The 18,009-nt window shown below is 45.9% G+C and carries 20 protein-coding genes and 1 pseudogene; 7 read left to right on the top strand and 14 right to left on the bottom strand.

Translation table 11 applies throughout. From position 1 onward, the window contains the following. Nucleotide 1: 1 nt before the first annotated feature. The 8 genes from QF06_RS01235 to dctS all read right to left on the bottom strand — a co-directional run bounded on the left by QF06_RS01235 (nucleotide 2) and on the right by dctS (nucleotide 8,528). Complete coding sequence (locus tag QF06_RS01235) at nucleotides 2–1,147, bottom strand: acyl-CoA dehydrogenase family protein (protein WP_032726490.1); 1,146 nt, start codon at nucleotides 1,145–1,147, stop codon at nucleotides 2–4. Between the two features lie 129 nt (nucleotides 1,148–1,276). Continuing rightward, nucleotides 1,277–1,612, bottom strand: coding sequence for a hypothetical protein (locus QF06_RS01230; RefSeq protein WP_003225151.1), 336 nt, complete (start codon nucleotides 1,610–1,612; stop codon nucleotides 1,277–1,279). A 94-nt stretch (nucleotides 1,613–1,706) separates the two neighbouring features. After that, the gene (locus QF06_RS01225) at nucleotides 1,707–2,447 is read right to left on the bottom strand and encodes an ABC transporter permease (RefSeq protein ID WP_231573535.1); all 741 of its coding nucleotides are present in this window, start codon (nucleotides 2,445–2,447) and stop codon (nucleotides 1,707–1,709) included. Nucleotides 2,448–2,466: 19 nt separating this feature from the next. Next, nucleotides 2,467–3,393: an ABC transporter ATP-binding protein gene (locus tag QF06_RS01220; protein ID WP_021481708.1), complete on the bottom strand. Its 927-nt coding sequence runs from the start codon at nucleotides 3,391–3,393 to the stop codon at nucleotides 2,467–2,469. A gap of 271 nt (nucleotides 3,394–3,664) precedes the next feature. Further along, nucleotides 3,665–4,717: an AI-2E family transporter gene (locus QF06_RS01215; RefSeq protein ID WP_038827763.1), complete on the bottom strand. Its 1,053-nt coding sequence runs from the start codon at nucleotides 4,715–4,717 to the stop codon at nucleotides 3,665–3,667. Nucleotides 4,718–4,864: 147 nt separating this feature from the next. Then, a complete protein-coding gene (gene dctP / locus QF06_RS01210; RefSeq protein ID WP_014475862.1) occupies nucleotides 4,865–6,130 on the bottom strand; it encodes a C4-dicarboxylate transporter DctP in 1,266 nt (421 codons plus the stop codon). A 120-nt stretch (nucleotides 6,131–6,250) separates the two neighbouring features. Next, entirely contained in the window at nucleotides 6,251–6,931 is a 681-nt protein-coding gene (dctR, locus tag QF06_RS01205; RefSeq protein WP_014478888.1) for a two-component system response regulator DctR, read from the bottom strand. Then, the gene (gene dctS / locus QF06_RS01200; RefSeq protein ID WP_033883548.1) at nucleotides 6,921–8,528 is read right to left on the bottom strand and encodes a two-component system sensor histidine kinase DctS; all 1,608 of its coding nucleotides are present in this window, start codon (nucleotides 8,526–8,528) and stop codon (nucleotides 6,921–6,923) included. The genes dctR and dctS overlap by 11 nt, the downstream gene beginning before the upstream one ends. 69 nt (nucleotides 8,529–8,597) lie before the next feature. Between dctS and dctB the strand changes: the two genes are divergently transcribed. Beyond that, entirely contained in the window at nucleotides 8,598–9,650 is a 1,053-nt protein-coding gene (dctB, locus tag QF06_RS01195) for a C4-dicarboxylate TRAP transporter substrate-binding protein DctB (protein WP_033883551.1), read from the top strand. 84 nt (nucleotides 9,651–9,734) lie between these two features. After that, nucleotides 9,735–10,556 carry a manganese catalase gene (locus QF06_RS01190; RefSeq protein WP_041850721.1) on the top strand — a complete coding sequence of 274 codons (822 nt, stop codon included), beginning with the start codon at nucleotides 9,735–9,737 and terminating at the stop codon, nucleotides 10,554–10,556. A gap of 36 nt (nucleotides 10,557–10,592) precedes the next feature. On the opposite strand, the gene QF06_RS01185 is transcribed toward QF06_RS01190, so the two are convergent. From QF06_RS01185 to QF06_RS01170, 4 genes are all read right to left on the bottom strand, one after another. Next, nucleotides 10,593–10,952: a YdbC family protein gene (locus QF06_RS01185; protein WP_024572056.1), complete on the bottom strand. Its 360-nt coding sequence runs from the start codon at nucleotides 10,950–10,952 to the stop codon at nucleotides 10,593–10,595. Continuing rightward, nucleotides 10,946–11,287 carry a cupin domain-containing protein gene (locus QF06_RS01180; RefSeq protein WP_003246564.1) on the bottom strand — a complete coding sequence of 114 codons (342 nt, stop codon included), beginning with the start codon at nucleotides 11,285–11,287 and terminating at the stop codon, nucleotides 10,946–10,948. The genes QF06_RS01185 and QF06_RS01180 overlap by 7 nt, the downstream gene beginning before the upstream one ends. A gap of 131 nt (nucleotides 11,288–11,418) precedes the next feature. After that, nucleotides 11,419–11,790, bottom strand: coding sequence for a glucose starvation-inducible protein GsiB (gsiB, locus tag QF06_RS01175; RefSeq protein WP_003246542.1), 372 nt, complete (start codon nucleotides 11,788–11,790; stop codon nucleotides 11,419–11,421). Nucleotides 11,791–11,918: 128 nt separating this feature from the next. Next, nucleotides 11,919–12,737 (bottom strand): EcsC family protein, encoded by an 819-nt coding sequence (locus QF06_RS01170; RefSeq protein WP_041850720.1) that lies wholly within the window; start codon nucleotides 12,735–12,737, stop codon nucleotides 11,919–11,921. A gap of 117 nt (nucleotides 12,738–12,854) precedes the next feature. Here QF06_RS01170 and QF06_RS01165 point away from each other — a divergent pair, with 117 nt between their 5' ends. The 5 genes and pseudogenes from QF06_RS01165 to QF06_RS21685 all read left to right on the top strand — a co-directional run bounded on the left by QF06_RS01165 (nucleotide 12,855) and on the right by QF06_RS21685 (nucleotide 15,745). Continuing rightward, nucleotides 12,855–13,307 (top strand): DUF2188 domain-containing protein, encoded by a 453-nt coding sequence (locus QF06_RS01165; protein WP_041850719.1) that lies wholly within the window; start codon nucleotides 12,855–12,857, stop codon nucleotides 13,305–13,307. Nucleotides 13,308–13,384: 77 nt separating this feature from the next. Continuing rightward, nucleotides 13,385–13,642 carry a GlsB/YeaQ/YmgE family stress response membrane protein gene (locus QF06_RS01160; protein ID WP_003246519.1) on the top strand — a complete coding sequence of 86 codons (258 nt, stop codon included), beginning with the start codon at nucleotides 13,385–13,387 and terminating at the stop codon, nucleotides 13,640–13,642. 234 nt (nucleotides 13,643–13,876) lie between these two features. Next, nucleotides 13,877–15,154 (top strand): Nramp family divalent metal transporter, encoded by a 1,278-nt coding sequence (locus QF06_RS01155; RefSeq protein WP_041850718.1) that lies wholly within the window; start codon nucleotides 13,877–13,879, stop codon nucleotides 15,152–15,154. Nucleotides 15,155–15,254: 100 nt separating this feature from the next. Next, nucleotides 15,255–15,521, top strand: coding sequence for a hypothetical protein (locus tag QF06_RS01150; RefSeq protein WP_017697017.1), 267 nt, complete (start codon nucleotides 15,255–15,257; stop codon nucleotides 15,519–15,521). A 28-nt stretch (nucleotides 15,522–15,549) separates the two neighbouring features. Beyond that, nucleotides 15,550–15,745 (top strand): annotated as a pseudogene (locus QF06_RS21685) (hypothetical protein). On the opposite strand, the gene QF06_RS01145 reads toward QF06_RS21685, so the two are convergent. Together QF06_RS01145 and mutT are read right to left on the bottom strand one after the other, a co-directional pair. Further along, a complete protein-coding gene (locus QF06_RS01145) occupies nucleotides 15,737–17,461 on the bottom strand; it encodes a pyruvate oxidase (RefSeq protein ID WP_003246569.1) in 1,725 nt (574 codons plus the stop codon). The pseudogene QF06_RS21685 and the gene QF06_RS01145 overlap by 9 nt on opposite strands. Before the next feature lie 66 nt (nucleotides 17,462–17,527). Then, a complete protein-coding gene (gene mutT / locus QF06_RS01140; protein ID WP_003246544.1) occupies nucleotides 17,528–17,977 on the bottom strand; it encodes an NUDIX hydrolase in 450 nt (149 codons plus the stop codon). Between the last annotated feature and the right edge of the window lie 32 nt (nucleotides 17,978–18,009).

The following is an 18,009-nucleotide window of genomic DNA, read 5'->3' as shown; positions in this document are numbered from 1 at the left end:
TTTATGACTCAAACGCTTCAGCTGCCAGCTTGTGTATCACGGCGTCATCCATCGGCGGGTTGTGAAGACCGGCGCGCACATCACGGTAATAGCGCTGAAGCGGGTTGGTTCGTTCCAGGCTTTTGGCCCCGACAATTCTCATCGCTTTATCAACAACAGACAGCGCAGCGTTTGTGACGATATGTTTCGCCGCACCGAGCTCGCTGGTCAAGTGTGGACGCCGCTCCGGATCGTCATACAATTGAGCGATATGGAAAAGAAAGTGTCTGGCATTGAGCAGTTCAAGCTCCATTTCGCCTGTTCTTTGCTGTACGGCCGGGACATTCTTGATCGGTCCATTCAAGCTGTTTGGAGAATACTCAGATGCAAATTGCACTGCATAGTCACGAGCAGCTTGAGCCACACCAAGATAAATCGCAGGAATGTGAAGCAGCCAGCCATTCGGCTTAGCTCCACGAGGCCCTTGAAGCAGTTCCACCAGCTTATTGTCATCAAGCATTACTTCGTTCAGTACAAGGTCATGGCTCCCAGTCGCCCGCATCGCCATCATATCCCACGTCTCTTCAATCGACAAGCCGGGATCATCTTTATGAATGAGAAACACGCCTGTTGTTTGTTTGTCTTCAATCCATGCGGTTACTAAAAAATAATCCAGAGCTTGTGACATCGTCGTAAAGGTTTTTCTCCCGTTCACTGCCCATTTGCCATCCTTTTTGACGGCGTGTGTACCGGGACGCCCTCCTCTTGTCGGGCTTCCGGTTTTCGCTTCAGTCGCCGCCCTGTTAATGACAGCTCCGTTCTGGACTTCCTTGGCAACAAATGCAAATACGTCTTCATCCCAGCTGTTGCCTTCTCCAAGCTCCCCGATCACGCTCAAATGCCAGCCGATGCTAAGAGCCGTCGGAGCATCTCCCCGTGCAAGCCGTTCTTGAAACAGGAGCATATCGTAAACAGAAATGCCCCCTCCGCCATGAGATGCCGGCAATGTTAATGCTGTATACCCAGCATCACGCAGTTTTTGTATTTTCTCTGCAGGAAAACGTCCCTGTTCGTCATCTTCAGCAGCTGTTTGCTGAAATTCATCCGCAATCCGTCCGATTTTCTCCATCCATTGCCGCTGTTGATCGTTTTGTATAAATAATGACATCCGGCAGCCCCCCAAGTTTTAATTCCGATAAATTTAATATGTATTATAGATTTCCTGCCATTTTTCCGCAACTGTTAATCTTTTTGTCCAGTATAGAAAAACACGCCGTTCCCCAAGGGAACAGCGCGATTACACAGGATTTGCATCCCGGTCTTGTTTCATGCCGAGATAAATCAGCATATATGTCAGGTAACCCATCGTCATCACCAGGCCGCCAAAGAAAAAGCTTGAGAAAATCGGCTCTTCAAAAGCGGTCACTGCGGCCAACACAATCCAGCTGGCATACAGATAGATGATAAAATAGCGGATGCCCGTCTTCATTTTATATATCATGTACAGTCCCACGAGAGAAAACAACCCAAGCGCGAGCCTGAAATAAACAAGATGTTCAAACTGAAACATGAATGACACAAATGAGAATCCAAGCAGCAATACGATCGGTAAAGCGGTAATAAAGTTCCTCAATCGAGACACCTCCGTCAGTACCTTTAGTATAAACCAAAATATCAAATGATATTGATTTACGTGAGCTTTTTCACAAAAATGTCATTCCTTGCCTTTAGACCCGAACATCCCGTTTACAGAAGCACCACCAGCCAACAACGATGAAGAATATGGCATGTATGATGAGAATTCCAATTGAAAACAATGGCGTCATGCCTGAAAACAACGCTGTCTCTCCGCTTCTGTATTGCGTAAAGTCAGTGTTCGCAAAAAGCAAAAAGCTGCCCCACTTGTTTTCAAACAACTTCATGAGCTGAACAAGTGTACTCGCTCCGTATAAAACGACAAAAGAAACAACAACTGCTACCGCGCTGTTGCGGAACAGCGAAGAACAAAGCAGCCCGAATAATCCCATCATTACAGCTTCAAGCCAGTTTGACCCGATCAGCGCCAAGGTGTTGACCAGCAATGTCTTTGATTCCGCAGTCACCGATGTGCCAAAAAACACGAGACCGAATAATAATGCCAGAATGTAGTATGCCAGATACAAATAGAAGCTGACCATCACGACTGTGATTAATTTTGACCAAAAGACCTTTTGGCGTTTAACCGGACGAATGAGCAAAAATTTGATCGTCTTTTTATCAAATTCCATCGAAACAATTGTTGCTGCAATTACGATCGTTAAAGCCTGCAGCAAAATGTTCAGGCTCGGTGTATACGATAAATAGCCGATGAAGTTTTCATCTGTTCCGGCACTGATGACAATCCGTTTAATGATCAAAGCCATGAAGAATTGAAAGACAGCCATCAGGATAAGGGAAACCAAAGTGACCTTCCGATTAAAAAGTTTCATATGTTCATTCCAAATTAATTTAGACAAGCTCTTCTCCCTCCTCTTGATGAGCGGTCGTCGCTTTTATAAATTCGTCTTCCAGTGATTGCGTGTAAGGCGTAATGGAAAATACATTCAGATCTTGTCCGACAAGTGATCGGTTCAGCTCCGGTATGTTTTCTTTTGCCACATCAACTACAATCGTCCCGTCTTGGCTCTCAGCTTGATATTGATTGCCTGTCAGCCAATTGAGCGCTTTTTCTTGCGGCTGCACTTCTATAATCGCTTTTTCTGTGGTTTGATCAGTTCCTTGTAAGCTGACTTCCGCTTTGATCTCACCTTTTTGAATGATGATGACACGGTCGCACAAGTCTTCAACCTCGCGCAATAAATGAGTGGCAAACAGGACAGCTGTTCCTTCCATTTCTGCGAGTTCCTTAATATGATCGCGAAAATCCTTCATCCCCGCAGGATCGAGGCCGTTTGTCGGTTCATCTAGAATGAGAAGCTTCGGCCGGTGAAGAATTGCCTGGGCGATTCCCAGACGCTGGCGCATCCCAAGGGAATAGGTTTTCACCTTATCATGAATCGCTGACGTCAGCCCGACACGTTCCACCACTTCATCAAGCCGTTCATCCGCTATTTTTTTGTGCATATTCGCAAAGTGCTTGAGGTTTTCCCAGCCTGTCAGGTACGGATAGAACTCAGGGTTCTCAACAATCGCTCCAACCGCTTCCATCGCTTTTTCAAACTCTGTATCATGCTGGAATCCGCTGATTGTCACGCTTCCGCTGTTTTGTTTCAGCAGCCCGACGATAATACGGATGAGTGTTGTTTTTCCGGAACCATTTGGACCGAGAAGGCCGATGATTTCACCCTCCATGACGTCCATGCTGATCTGTTTTAAAATCTGTTTAGACCCAATCTTTTTATCGAGGCCTTCAATATGTAAAATCGGCTCAGCCATAAAGCCTTCCTCCTTTTTCGACAAAAAATAAACAGTGCCCAACATTAGGCACTGTTTGTATTATAGCATTTGTTGCTTCCAAATGTTTGGTTAAACCGATGATGAGCGTTTACTCCGACTGTTTGTTCTTTTCAGTTTCTGTAATGATGACAGGCATTGTCACCTGTTGTGTTCACCACTGTGCGAAGCAATGCCAAGCTCCGATTCCGAGTCTTAATTCCATGCCCTGAACAGGCAGGCCGGCAGATCGAGGCACACTCATTATTCGATTTTAAACTTTATCGCTATTCTCTCGGGGTCCTTTAGACCTATCTTCCTTGTTGGTGACATCCAGAATATCAAGGAGAAACACAAAGATCGGAATCCCGATAATTAAACCCCAAATGCCGAAAAAGTGTTCAGAGAAAATGAGTACTGTGAAGGTGAAAAAGATTGGCAGCTCTGTTTTCGCCGACATCAGCTTCGGATTTAAGAAATATGTTTCGATCGCATGAATGGCGAATATGACAAGGACAATGTAGAGCACATACATTCCACCGCCAGTGCTGTAGGCGATAATGCTGAGCGGAATCAGGGAAATGACGACGCCTGCTACAGGGATCAATCCAAGGAAGAACACCATAATCGAAAGCCCAAACAGCTGCGGAAAATGCATAATCCAAAGCGCGATAAACGTCAGAATACAGTTGACGAGCGCAATGATAAATTGAGCCTCGAGCACCTTGCCGAACGTTCTTGCAAATTTGCTTCCGAAAAAAGCAATTTCCTCATAAAAGACCCTCAGTTTGCTCGTTTTAAATTTCGCCATGAATTCAGAAAGCCGTTTTTTCTCAAATAAGAAAAACATGCTAAGAATGAGCGCCATCACAACCTGCAAGCCGAATGTGCTGATATCGGCCAGATACGTATACACTACATTGAAGCCCTCTTTGACATATGAACTGATGTTAATATCTCCGAAGACACTGGTGATCTCATCAAAGAAAGGGATGCTGTCAGGATGATACGCAATATGTTTAATCTGCTTTACCAACTGCTGGATCTGCGCCGCAACGACCGGATAAAACACAAAGCCCCCAACTGTAAGCAGCACAGCCAGCAACATGTAAAGAAACGTAATGACAACCCGCTGGCTCACGCGGAAGAACTGGCTTACAAACTGCCGCACGACAAGCTCCAAACGATCCATTAGAAATGTGAAAATGAAGGTAAGCAATATTAAGTTGATCATGCTCTTAAATAGATATAACACACCAGTTAACACGACAAAGATGGAGAAACGCCTTACTCCCGGGTGCTGAAAAAATTTAACTAAAGCGGCCATTTATACACTCCTGTTAGGACAAACGTCCTTCATTCAATATAGTATCCATTTGTAAATTATATAACAAAAAAATGCTGAGGTCTCTGTCCTTACCTTAATAATTCTTAAACAATTAAAAAAACGGCCCATGGATGGGCCGTTCTTTTTTCAGACTGCTGTTTTCATTTTTTTCATGCCTTCAACAGCCTCTACGCTTTTTGCTTCATCAAATTCATTTTCGCTTTTTGCAACAATGATCGTGGCGATTCCGTTTCCGATCAGGTTCACAATGGCTCTTCCTTCACTCATGAAACGGTCGACCCCGAGCAGGAGTGCAAGACCCTCCAGCGGAATGACCTGCAGCGCTGACAGCGTTGAGGCAAGGACGATAAATCCGCTTCCCGTCACACCTGCCGCTCCCTTCGATGTCAGCATCAGAACGAGGATAATCGTAATTTGCTGGCCGATGCTGAGGTCTACTCCAAACACCTGTGCCAGAAAGACAGTCGCCATTGATAAATAAATGGATGTGCCGTCGAGGTTAAACGAATAGCCCGTCGGAATAACAAGCCCGACAACGGATTTGGAACAGCCGTAGCGCTCCATTTTATCCATCATACGCGGAAGCACCGATTCGGAAGAGCTTGTGCCAAGCACGATCAAAAGCTCATCCTTAATGAAGCGAAGGTAATTCCACAGGCTGAATCCGTAAAGCTTGCAGATGATATTTAAAGCAACAAATACGAACAGGAACATCGTAATATAAACAGACATCATTAAGCTTGCCAGCGGTTTGATGGAATCGAGCCCGAAGTGTCCGATTGTATACGCCATCGCCCCGAATGCCCCGATTGGCGCGGCACGCATAATGTAGCCGATAATTTTGAAAAAAACGTGAGAAACCTTGTCGAAGAAATCAATGACGCTTTTTCCTTTTTCGCCTAATGCCGCAAGACCCACTCCGAAAAGAATAGAAAAGAATAAGACCTGCAAAATGTCCCCTTTTGCGAAGGCATCAACCATGTTGGATGGAACAATGTGTGTAACAAATTCAATCCAGTCGATTCCCTGACCACCATTTTGCGTGTATTGTGATACATCTCCCTTTTCAAGCTTGCTGTAATCAAGACCCGCACCCGGCTTCATAATATTGACGACAAATAAACCGATAATGAGTGCGAGGGTGGTGACAACCTCGAAATAGATAAACGCTTTTCCCCCTACTTTTCCAACCTTCTTCATATCGCCCATTTTTGCAATCCCGAGAACGATTGTGAAGAAAATGATTGGTGCGATCACCATTTTAACAGCGTTGATAAATGTATCGCCAAGCGGTTTCATTTCTTTGCCGACATCCGGCCAGACCAGCCCGACAATGACCCCGATGATGACCGCGGTTATGACCTGAACTGTTAAATTTTTAAACAGTTTCATATCCTTCATCCCCCTGTCCTATTCGCCTTTTGTGTCTTTCTTACTAGAATGATAGCGTTTTCATAACGTCTGGGGAAGTTTATGATCATAACGGACATTTTGGTCTTTTTGGTCTCAGGTTTATCCTTTTAACACGTAGCGGTTGACCGGCCGGCCGACTCCGCCGTATTGAACGTCCAATTTGATGATCCCGGTTTTTTCTAAGTAATCAAGATATCGTCTGGCTGTCACTCTGGCGATGCCGAGCGCCTTGGCGACCTCTTCAGCAGAAAGGGATGCGGTTTGCTGTTTCAAAAAAGCAGTGACTTCATTCATCGTGAAGTGATTCAACCCTTTCGGCAGATCCTGTACGGCCTGCTGCGGAATATTCAGGATCGCATCGAGCTGTTCCTGGGACAGCGTATCATTCGCTTCGATTTTTTGTTTATATTGCTTGTACTTTTCGAGCGCCTGTCTCATTCGCTCAAGCTTAAACGGCTTTAAGATATAGTCAATCGCCCCGTTTTGCAGCATGAGTGAGATCGTTTCCTTGTCTTTTGCAGCGGAGACGACAATGACATCCACTTCAAGCTTTTGCTTTCTGATCTCCTGCAAGGTCTTGATGCCGTCTTTTTTCGGCATGTACACATCGAGAATGACGAGATCCGGCTGTTCTTCTTTAATCAGCTTCATGCCTTCCTCTCCGTTTCCTGCCGTTGCACAGACAGTAACGCCTTTAACAGTTGTAATGAAATCCTTATTGACCTCTTGAACCATCGGATCGTCTTCAATGAGCAGAACCTTCCATTCTTTACGAGCCATGCTGTGCTTCCTCCCCCTTCATTGGAAAAACGATAGAAAAAGATGTCCCCTGCCCCGCATGTGAATCAACTTCTATCGTGCCCGATCCTTTGTCTATGATTTGTTTCACTAGATACAGGCCATAGCCTGTGCCACCAGTTTTATTGACCGTAAAACCTTTGTCGTAAAGGCGAGGCATATGTGCCGGATCAATTCCGCAGCCGTTATCTTCTATTAAAATAGCAAGGATATCATCTGTTTGTTCGATACTAATGTCAATTCGTTTGTCTTCAGATTGAACGGTTTCAAATGAGCCGAAGGCATTTTCAATCAGATTCCCTAAAAGCACGACAATATCATGCTGATCAACATGCTCGGGAAATTGCTGAAGACTGCTGTTTTCATCTATATGAACAGCAATGCCGAGCTCTCTTCCCCTTCTGATTTTACTTAATAAAAGGCCTGCCGCAGCGTCATTTTGAATCGAGCGATGCAAAAATTCAGTCACATTTTCCTGCTCAGTTGATGCCTGAAATGCAAGCTGCAAGGCTTTTTCAGATTTCCCCAGCTGGATGAGGCCGGCGATCGTGTGCAGCTTATTCATATGCTCATGGTTTTGGACACGGAGCGCCTCCACAAAGTTTCTGACACCAGTCAATTCCTCTGCCATCTTGGCCGCTTCCGTTCTGTCCTGAAAAATCGCAACGGCGCCGATCACTTTTTTCTTCATGACGATCGGAATTCTGCTGCTCATGATGACTTTTCCGCTGACACGAATTTCTTCATTATAAACCGCTTTGTTCCGCTCCACGATTTCAGGCAGGCGCGAATCCTTGAGAACCTCCCAAATCACCTTGCCGATCAGATCCCCTTGCACTTCAAAGATCTGTTTCGCTTTTTCATTGAAAATCGTAATGATGAGACGATTGTCAATGGCGATTACCCCTTCATTCATCGAGTGAAACGTCGCTGTCCGTTCTTCATACATTCGGACAATCTCATGGGGTTCAAGCTGAAACATTTGTTTTTTGATATGGCGGGCCAGCAAAAAGGAACCAGCAAGGCCGAAGCCGAGTGTCAGCACAACGATGAAGGCGATATCACGCTTTAAATGAAGCAGGATGTCAGCGATCCCCGGCAGCGTTTTTCCGACAAGCACCACGCCTATTTGGTTCAGGTCTTGATCCTTAACCGGATAAAAAGCGCGAACCGCCGTGCCGAGCTCGCCCTTTGCTTCAGAGAAATAAATGTGCTCCGCAAACGCTGCCTCCTCGTCTGCACCTTCTGATTTCTTGCCGATGCTTGTGCTGACAGGATGCGTATATCGGATGTGATTCATATCCATGACGACAATATAGTCTGCTTCATTAATCATCCTGATTTCTTCAACCGCATGGCGAACAGCTTCTGTTTGTTTTTTTCGCGCCAAGGCTTCTTTCACTTCTGTCATCTCTGACACAGTCCGGGCCGTATTCATCAGCCGCTTTTTCAGCTCCCGCTCCTCTGTATGCTGAATGTTGCCGATGAGCACAATGCCGCCGATCAAAAAGGAGAAAATGACGAGTATATAGGATAAGATCGTGATTTTCCAACGGATTGAGAGCTTCTTTTTGTTCATCAGCTTCTCCTTTCAGGTCTTTACGAATGTCATTGCCCCCATTATCCTTAACATAGGGGAGGGCTTTTCATGAAGAGTTTGCTTGCATGTCTCGCACTGATGATCGCTGGAATTGCAACCGCTTTATTTATCGGATTCCATGATCATACCGGCAATAAAAAGATTGTTTATGATGACGACCAGGAAGGCCTGCAGGATCAAATCGTGTTTAAATTCAGCCACGTGGTTGCTGAAAATACGCCAAAAGGGCTGGCCGCCAATAAATTCGCTGATCTGGTGAACGAAAAATCAGGCGGGAAAATAAAAATAGAAGTATTTCCGAATGGAAGCCTGTACTCGGACATTGAAGAAATTGAAGCATTGCAAAACGGCGATGTTCAATTTATCGCCCCCTCCACATCGAAGCTCGGCATGCTCTCGCCTGAATGGGGAGTGCTTGATCTGCCGTATGCATTTACAGATTACAACGCCGTCAAAAAAGGGCTGAACGGAAGCATCGGTACACAGCTGTTTGATTCTCTAAAGAAAAACCAATTAAAAGGACTGGCCTATTGGACGAACGGCTTTAAGCAAATCACAACAAATCAAGGGCCGGTCAAAACACCGGATGATTTAAAAGGGCAGGATCTGCGCATTATGCAAAGCGATGTGATTGAGGATCAGTTCAAGCTGCTTGGCGCAACACCTCATCAGGAATCCTTCAATTCTACCTTTCAGCTGTTAGAAAACAATGTAGTCGATGGCGAAGAAAATACAATTTCAAACATCTATTCTAAAAAATTTTATAATGTTCAGGACTATTTGACAATAAGCAGCCACGGTTATCTCGGCTACGCTGTCATGACCGATGAACACTTCTGGAAGGCGCAAACACCAGAAACAAGGCGCATTTTGACTGAAGCGATGAAGGAGACGACGGATTGGAATGAAACGTATGCCGAACAAATGAACAAGGAGCAGCTGGAAGAAATCAAAAAGAATTCTGCTATACATATTTATGAGCTGTCAGATAAAGAGAAACAAGAATGGATGAAGCGTCTTGACCCTGTTTACCGGCAGTATGAGCCCATCTTCGGCCGGGAGCTGATCCGGGAACTGTTGGAGCTGCGAAAAGATTCATAGTTCCCATCTCGATACGCTGTTTTTCGTTTATCTTTCTATCGATCGGAAATATAAAAAGAGATAATCGAAAAAGGAGATGGGTACATGTTTAAGCACACAAAAATGCTGCAGCATCCTGCTAAACCAGATCGTCCAGATCCATTATTCGCTAAAAAAATGCAAGAAATTTTAGGCGGGCAATTCGGAGAAATTTCAGTTGCCATGCAGTACTTATTTCAAGGCTGGAACACAAGAGGAAATGAAAAATACAAGGACTTGCTGATGGATACGGCAACTGAGGAGCTCGGGCATGTTGAAATGATCGCAACGATGATTGCCAGACTTCTTGAGGATGCCCCTCTTGATCAGCAGGAAAAAGCTGCTGAAGATCCGGTCATCGGCTCCATCCTAGGCGGCATGAACCCTCACCATGCGATTGTATCAGGACTTGGCGCCATGCCGGAAAGCAGTACAGGCGTACCTTGGAGCGGCGGTTATATCGTAGCAAGCGGAAACCTGCTGGCAGACTTCCGCGCCAACCTGAATGCGGAATCTCAGGGCCGTCTGCAGGTCGCACGCCTGTTTGAAATGACGGATGACAAAGGCGTCAAAGATATGCTCAGCTTCCTGCTGGCGCGTGACACAATGCACCAAAATCAATGGCTCGCCGCCATTAAAGAATTAGAAGCACAGGAAGGTCCGGTTGTGCCGGGTACATTCCCGAAAGCGCTCGAAAAACAAGAGTTCTCACATCAGCTTATCAATTTCTCTGAAGGCGAAGAAAGCGCCGAGCAAAACTGGCTGAATGAAAAAGCGCCGGACGGAGAAGCCTTTGAATATGTGAAAGAGGCAAAAACGTTTGGAGAAAAACCGGAGTTAAAACCAGCACCGCCTTATGTTCATAATACACTTCCGGGACGCGAGTAAAGAGACAAGCCCAAAACATGATGTTTTGGGCTTTGATTATGCCTTCAGAACCGTCCAGTTTGGTTCGTACCGGATATCGGGGTTATGTAACAGATCGTGAACGAACGGTTTATCCTCTTCGTACACCGTCACCTCTATCGAAAGAATTACAGCCTTCTGATCGTTTTCCTCGTATATGCTGTCATGTTCGTTCTCCATAAAATGATCATAGGCTTCTCTGTTTTCCCATACACTGATGATTTCTGCGGTGAGCGGCTCGTCTATCGTTTTTCGCCAGCCGCCGGCCTGTTTGATAAAGCCGCTTATATGCGATAATGCTCCCCACTGTGACTGCGCTTTTGCAAATGCTTCAGCGTTTGCAGCGTCTACTTCACATATCATCTTTTTGATTAGCATGGCTGCTCCTCTATGATGACGGTTTCGGCTTGTTTATGCTCCACACAGAGATTAACCGTTCTGACATAAGAGCGTGTGCGGTGAACCGTGCCTTTCGGGATCAGCAGGCTGTCATTTGCTTTGAGCACCGCGGTTTCTTTGTCCTTAAAATCGATCAGCAGCTCCCCTTCAAGAACAATAAACAATTCGTCTGAGTCAGGGTGATGGTGCCAGTCATATTCTCCCGTAAACACCGCAAGGCGCACGCAGTGGTCGTTGACCTCTGAGATTGAAAAATTGGCGTGCTTTTCTTTGACTTCATTTGCGATGGCGAGCAAGTTTTGCATCTTGGACATTAGCGAAAACCCCTTTTTCACTTATTGTATCGCAATAGTGGCATAAATTGAGAAGATTCCAAAAAAAAGCGATCCAGCTGATGTGCCGGATCGCTTTTTTATTTACAGGTTGTCTGCCTTTATGCTTTTGATTAGTCGTTGTTGCGGGCGTTTCCGCCTTTTGAGCCAATTTCTTGGTAGAATTCTTTATCATGATTTTTGCTTGTTGCCTCTCCGCCTTTTCGGCCGATTTCTTGATAGAATTCTTTGTCATGATTTTCGCTAGTGGCTTCTCCGCCTTTTTCACCGATTTCTTGATAGAACTCTTTGTCATGGTTCTTGCTAGTGGCTTCTCCGCCTTTTTCGCCGATTTCCTGATAGAACTCTTTGTCATGGTTTTTGCTAGTGGCTTCTCCGCCTTTTTGACCAATCTCTTGATAGAATTCTTTGTCATGGTTCTTGCTTGTTGTTTCTCCGCCTTTTCTACCTGCTTCTTCTCTGCTCATTTTGTTATTGTCTGCCATTTTGAATTCCTCCTTTAATTGGTGTTGGTTGTTGTATTCCCGCTCACAATTCTTTTAAACAAACAAAACACATTGGGTATGTTTCCACTAAAAAAAGCAGGCGGATCGCGGTGTCCGTCTGCTTTCTGCTATTCCATCTCTCGTTCTGTTTCTTTCAGTCGTTCAAGAATGCGCCTCTTTTTGTACAGCATCATGCCTGTCTCGGTAATGTCGTTTAATGTTGAACGATTGGCAGCGGCGCCAAAAACCATTCCGGCAACCGGCACCATCTGGAAAAGTTTTTTCCAGCCAAACGTGTCTCGATAGCCCAAAACGACTTCTCGCCAGCCTTGGATTTGAGAAGCGACATTCTTATATGTACGGTCTTGATCGTAGTGTTTTAATTCTTGCAAAATCGATCTTTTGCCGACAACATCAGCCGACGTCAGCTGCAGACATTTCACAATGAAGACGCGTTCTTTTTTCTCCTTTGGGTCATAGCCGTATGCGACTGCGATATCCTGTAATGTTTTTAGTGATAAGCCAAGCACTGCCGGAATGTCTGCCGCCAGCGTAAACACGCCGCCCACACCGGTTGTCGCGCCTTGAACGGTTGCTGCGTTTGTTCTGTTTTTGCCCATTCCTTCCGCAATTTCATCCATGACAGGAAGAGGCGCTTTCCGGATGTCCTCCAGCGATTCAAAGATCTCCTCCGGCAGTTTCTTTTGAAATATCCTGATAATCTGTTTTTCAGATGTCAGGTACTGTCCGCCTGTTTGAACAAAGCTGCCGACCTCATCCAAGAGCTTGCCGATCTTTTTCTGGATGAATTCCGGTGTCAGCTTGTCCAGCAGCTGAAACGGGAGACGGCTGAGCTTTTCCCAAAACCAGACTTTTTGCTGATCTTTTTCCCATTTCTCTATCTCTTTTAATTGCTGATGTAAGTCTTCTTTTCGTTCTGTTAGCACCCAATCCGCACTTCCCTTCCGTTTTTTCTACTATATAGTATACCTTCATTTTTTCGGATGCGTTTTTATTTTTCACCTGCGGGTACCATTTTTATAAAAGGAAAAGGAGTGATGGACATGCCTTGGTCGATGAAGGATTATCCTGCTTCATTAAAAAATCTTGAGAAGCCGGTGAGAAAAAAGGCGATAGACATTGCGAATGCGATGATTGATGAAGGCTATGAGGAAGGGCGCGCGATTCCAATTGCGACAAGCAAAGCGAAGGAATGGGCGGAAAACGCCTCTACAGATGAAATTGATGATTTCCTGACGCATGATGATGAGACAGAACGCGATGCTGATCCAAGCAGCGGCAGCAACCCCGAGCTCATGAATAAAGCAGAGCATGTTATTAAGCATAAAAAAGGCTGGGCAGTCAAAGCCGAGGGCGCCAAACGTGTGTCTGAAATCAAGGATACAAAGAAAGAAGCGATTGAACGGGCAAAGGAAATCGCGGCGCATAAAGGCACTGAGGTCATTGTTCATTTAGCTGACGGCAGTGTGCAGAGAAAGATTAAAACAGGATCATAAAGGAATATGCTTTTAGGTGTTTCGAAATGATCAGGAGCGGTTATTGATTGGTAAATCATTTATGAGAGGTGATCATGATGCTTAGCTTTTTGGTTTCATTAGTTGTTGCAATTGTTATCGGATTAATTGGGAGCGCCATTGTAGGAAACCGGCTGCCGGGAGGAATTTTCGGCTCTATGATTGCCGGGCTGATCGGCGCTTGGATCGGGCACGGACTTCTTGGCACATGGGGACCGAGCCTCGCCGGCTTTGCTATTTTCCCGGCCATCATCGGGGCAGCCATCTTCGTGTTCTTGCTGGGCCTTATATTCCGCGGGCTGCGGAAGGAAGCCTAGACTCGACTCATTAGATACAGGAGGCATCGTTTCGAAATGAAACGATGTCTTTTTATATGGGACCTTATCCCGAATCCCTACATATCATGTTACATAACAGGGAAAAATTCAGAAGTGTATTTTGAACATTTTCGGTTGACAAGAAACCGGGATGGTCATATGATGTAGATAAAATAATTTGCCTTAAGGAAACTCTTTGTTGTACGGCAAAAACAAACAGAATTCAGGTGAGACATGATGAACAAGGACATCACAGCACAATCTCCCCGTTCCAAAGCCGTCCAAGATGCGCTTGACGGGAAAATCAGAGGATTCAGAGGGCTGCTCCCTTTTCTCGGCCCTGCATTTATAGCAGCCATTGCCTATATTGATCCCGGCAACTTCGCAACGAATATTTCGGCGGGTTCTAAATACGGATATATGCTCTTATGGGTGATATTATTTTCCAATATCATGGCGCTTTTAATTCAATCCCTATCCGCCAAACTCGGTATTGCGACAGGCAAAAATCTGCCTGAGGTTGCCCGTGAAGAATTCCCGAAGCCTGTCTCGATCGGATTATGGATTCAGGGCGAGTTGGTCATTATCGCAACTGATCTGGCGGAATTTATCGGAGCGGCTCTGGGACTGTATTTGCTGTTCGGCATTCCGATGCTTGAAGCGTCTATTATTGCGGCGATCGGTTCTTTCGCGATATTGGAGCTTCAGCGCCGCGGTTATCGCTCACTTGAAGCCGGTATTGCCGGTATGCTGTTTGTGGTCGTGATCGCCTTTGCGCTGCAGACCTTTTTCGCAAAGCCTGATGCCGTGTCAGTGATGAAGGGCCTTTTTGTCCCGGCGTTTCATGGCACCGACAGTGTGCTTCTTGCAGCGGGTATTCTTGGCGCAACTGTTATGCCGCACGCCATTTATTTACACTCTGCCCTTACACAGCGGCGGGTGGTTGGCAAAACTGATGCAGAACGGAAAAAAATCTTTAGGTTTGAATTTATTGATATTTTAATAGCGATGCTGATTGCAGGGGCTATTAATGCAAGTATGCTGATTGTGGCTGCCGCATTATTCTTCAAAAACGGCCTGTTTGTTGAGGATCTCGACGTCGCATTTCAGCAATTCGGACATCTTGTCAGCCCTATGTCTGCGGCTTTATTCGGGATCGGGCTGCTCGTTGCCGGTCTATCCAGTTCGTCTGTCGGCACACTTTCAGGCGACGTGATTATGCAAGGATTTATCAACTACCGCATTCCGCTGTATGTACGGCGTTTTATCACGATCATTCCGCCGATCTTGATCATCGCGTCAGGTGTTAATCCGACGACCGCTCTCGTACTGAGCCAGGTCGTGCTGTCATTCGGGATCGCCTTTGCCCTCATTCCGCTTATTATGTTTACAAGCAATAAACGGATCATGGGATCTCTGATCAACGCCAAATGGGTCACAGTGGTGTCTTGGCTGATTGCTGTATTGATCGTTGCTTTGAATGTGTTTTTAATTGTAGATACGTTTCAATAAAAACCGGCTTCTAAAGCCGGTTTTTATTTTTTCGCAAAGCTCATTGATACCCTTTTTGACAGAAATTTGTTATGATAGAAGAAAAATCGGAGTTTTGATGATGTCAGTATTTATTCTGTTTTATTTGTGGATTGTTCCTATTGTTATCGGCATTTTATGTTCTGTTACTGCCCATAGATCCAAGGGAAAAATGAGAGTCGCGCCCGGCATTGCCATGATCGTGCTCAGTATCATTTCCTTAATCACGGCGTTTACGGCCGGACACACAAATTTCCACGTGTTTATCGGCGGCATGTTTTTATTCGGCACCTTCTTGGTCGGTTCTGCTTTTCCTTTCTTCTTCGGGCTGAAGAAAAAAGAGAAATAAGCTTATAATGAGAAGAGTTCTGTAAGATTTGATAAGAATAAACATACAAGGACAAATGCATCTTGCTTTGAAACAAGATGCATTTGTCCTTTTGTCTGTTTCGAGTATGGCGAAATCAGTTCCTAATACATATACCGATCATTTTATGAATTCAAACATGCTGAAAATACATTTGTTTCCAACAAAAAACAAGGGCTCTTAGGGCCCCTGTTTTTTTAAAATAACCGTTTCAAGCTTTTCTTCAGTGACGGCATTTCAAATTTTTGGTTTTCGAAGAAGTTTTTCAGCATGTACTTGCTAAAACCTTTCGCCTGCCCGTAGGTGATTTTGCCAGGAAGCGGCGGTTCGTTTCCAATCATGACATCCACTACGACCGGTTGGTCAGAGTGCAGCGCCTCATGGAAAGCCGGCGCAAGCTCTTCCGCTTTAGTCACTTTGATGCCCTTTGCTCCGCAGCTTTCTGCAAATGCGGCATAGTCGACATTTTGAAGTTTTGTGACATAGTCGATATTGCCTTTGACCTGCTGCTCGTACTCAATCATGCCGAGATTTTCGTTGTTTAAAATAACGACTGTGATCGGGAGCTTATATTTGACGGCGGTCGGGAGGTCCTGCATGACCATGGAAAATCCCCCGTCACCGCAGACGGCGATCGCCTGGCGTTCCGGTTCGGACAAGCTTGCTGCGATCGCTCCCGGCAGGCCGCAACCCATTGTCGCAAGCCAGCTGGAAACGATGAAATCCTGGTTCGCGTTCATTTTGAAATGACGCGCCATCCAGACTGTCACAGTGCCGACATCGACAGAGAGCACCGCATCATCGGCTGCCGCTTCCTGAAGACGGGCCACGACCTGCTGAGGTTTAAGCGGTGTTGTTGCCTCTGTCTCATCTTTTTCAATTTCGTTCCACCAATGCTGCATATGTTCTGTGCAGGCATTCAGGAATCTTCTGTCTTCCTTGCGTTCAATATACTCTGTCAATTCGCGCAGACCGAGAGCCGAATCGCAGACAAGGCCCGCTGTCACCGGATACCGTTTTCCGATTTTTGCCGGGTCTGAATCGAGCTGTATCGCCGGCGTGTCATCTGGCAAATAATCACGGTACGGGAATGACGTTCCGAGCATGATTAATAAATCACATTCCTCCATTGCCTCGTAAGCCGGCTTTGTTCCGATCTGCCCGAGGTTGCCGAGAAAATGCGGGTGCTTATCGGGAACAACACCCTTTGCCGGGAGTGTAACAACGATCGGAGCGGCGGCTTTGTCCGCAAATTCTAAGAGCTCCCGTTTCGCCTTTTTCATTCCCTGCCCTGCCAGGATAATCGGTTTCTTAGCGTTATTAATATATTGGGCGCAGGTGACGAGCTGTTCTTTTTTCGGTTCTAGGTTCCCTTCAATATACACCGGTGAAGTATACACGGGCTCCCGTTTGATTTTCTCCGCAAACAAATCATCTGACACGCTCAATACCGCAACGCCTTTTTTGCTGTAGGCGGTCCTGATCGCCTGATTTAAGAGATCCGGAAGTGATTCCGCGCTATGTACCTCTCTGTTGAACACGGCCACGTCCTCAAACATTTGCTCCAGCTTAATCTCCTGGAAATAGTCCCGTCCGACTTCGCCAGAAGAAACCTGTCCTGCAATCGCCAGCACAGGGGCGCCGTCGGCTTTAGCATCATATAAACCATTTAATAAGTGCACCGCTCCCGGCCCTGCGATTGACAGACAGACTCCGATCTTGCCGGTGAGTTTTGCTTCAGCCGCGGCTGCCAGTGCCGCTACCTCTTCGTGGCGGGTTTGAATGAACTTCAGTTGATTTCTTTCGTGTCTTAATTCTTCGATAAACTCATTTATACTGTCTCCGGGGATGCCGTATACATGATCAACTCCCCATTGCTCAAGCAGCTCTGTCATTGCTTGTCCTGCAGTTTTGTGTGCCATAACGTATCCTCCTTTTTCCTTTTTTCAATACCACAGGAGAAAGGCTTTAAAACCCGGAGACCTGAATCACTTGCCCAGTCTTCTTTTCAACAGGTCGATCGCCGCGAGCAACCCGCTATCCTTGACGGTGACATTTACATCTTGAGCGCCGTTCTTGAAATCATTGATCTGCCTTTTTCGATTCGGCACCATAAAAAGCGGCAAACGCCCCGGGGAAACCCACTTTAATCCCGCTGTCTCTGTGCCGTCAGCCATTGCTTGTCCGCCTGTAATGCTTCCGAAAAACAGATGCTGTTCATCTTGAAACTTTGGCCTTTGGTAAACACCTATTTTCGCAGAAAGCGCTGCATTGTATCCCGTTTCTTCCAATATCTCCCGCACTGCCGCTTCCTCAGCCGATTCCCCGGGATCAACCCTGCCGCCCGGCAAATCCCATAGAGGGACATCTTTTCGTTTCACCAGCAGAATTTGCTGACTTTCGTTCAATACGATCACAAAAGCACCTTGTGTATACACCCCCATACCTCCTTTTCCCGCTAAAAAGGACC

Origin of the sequence: Bacillus sp. YP1, from assembly GCF_000877815.1 — a bacterium.
Classification (GTDB): Bacteria; Bacillota; Bacilli; order Bacillales; family Bacillaceae; genus Bacillus; species Bacillus subtilis.
The sequence above is the reverse complement of the archived record's forward strand: the minus strand, read 5'-3'. Positions and strand labels throughout refer to the sequence as shown.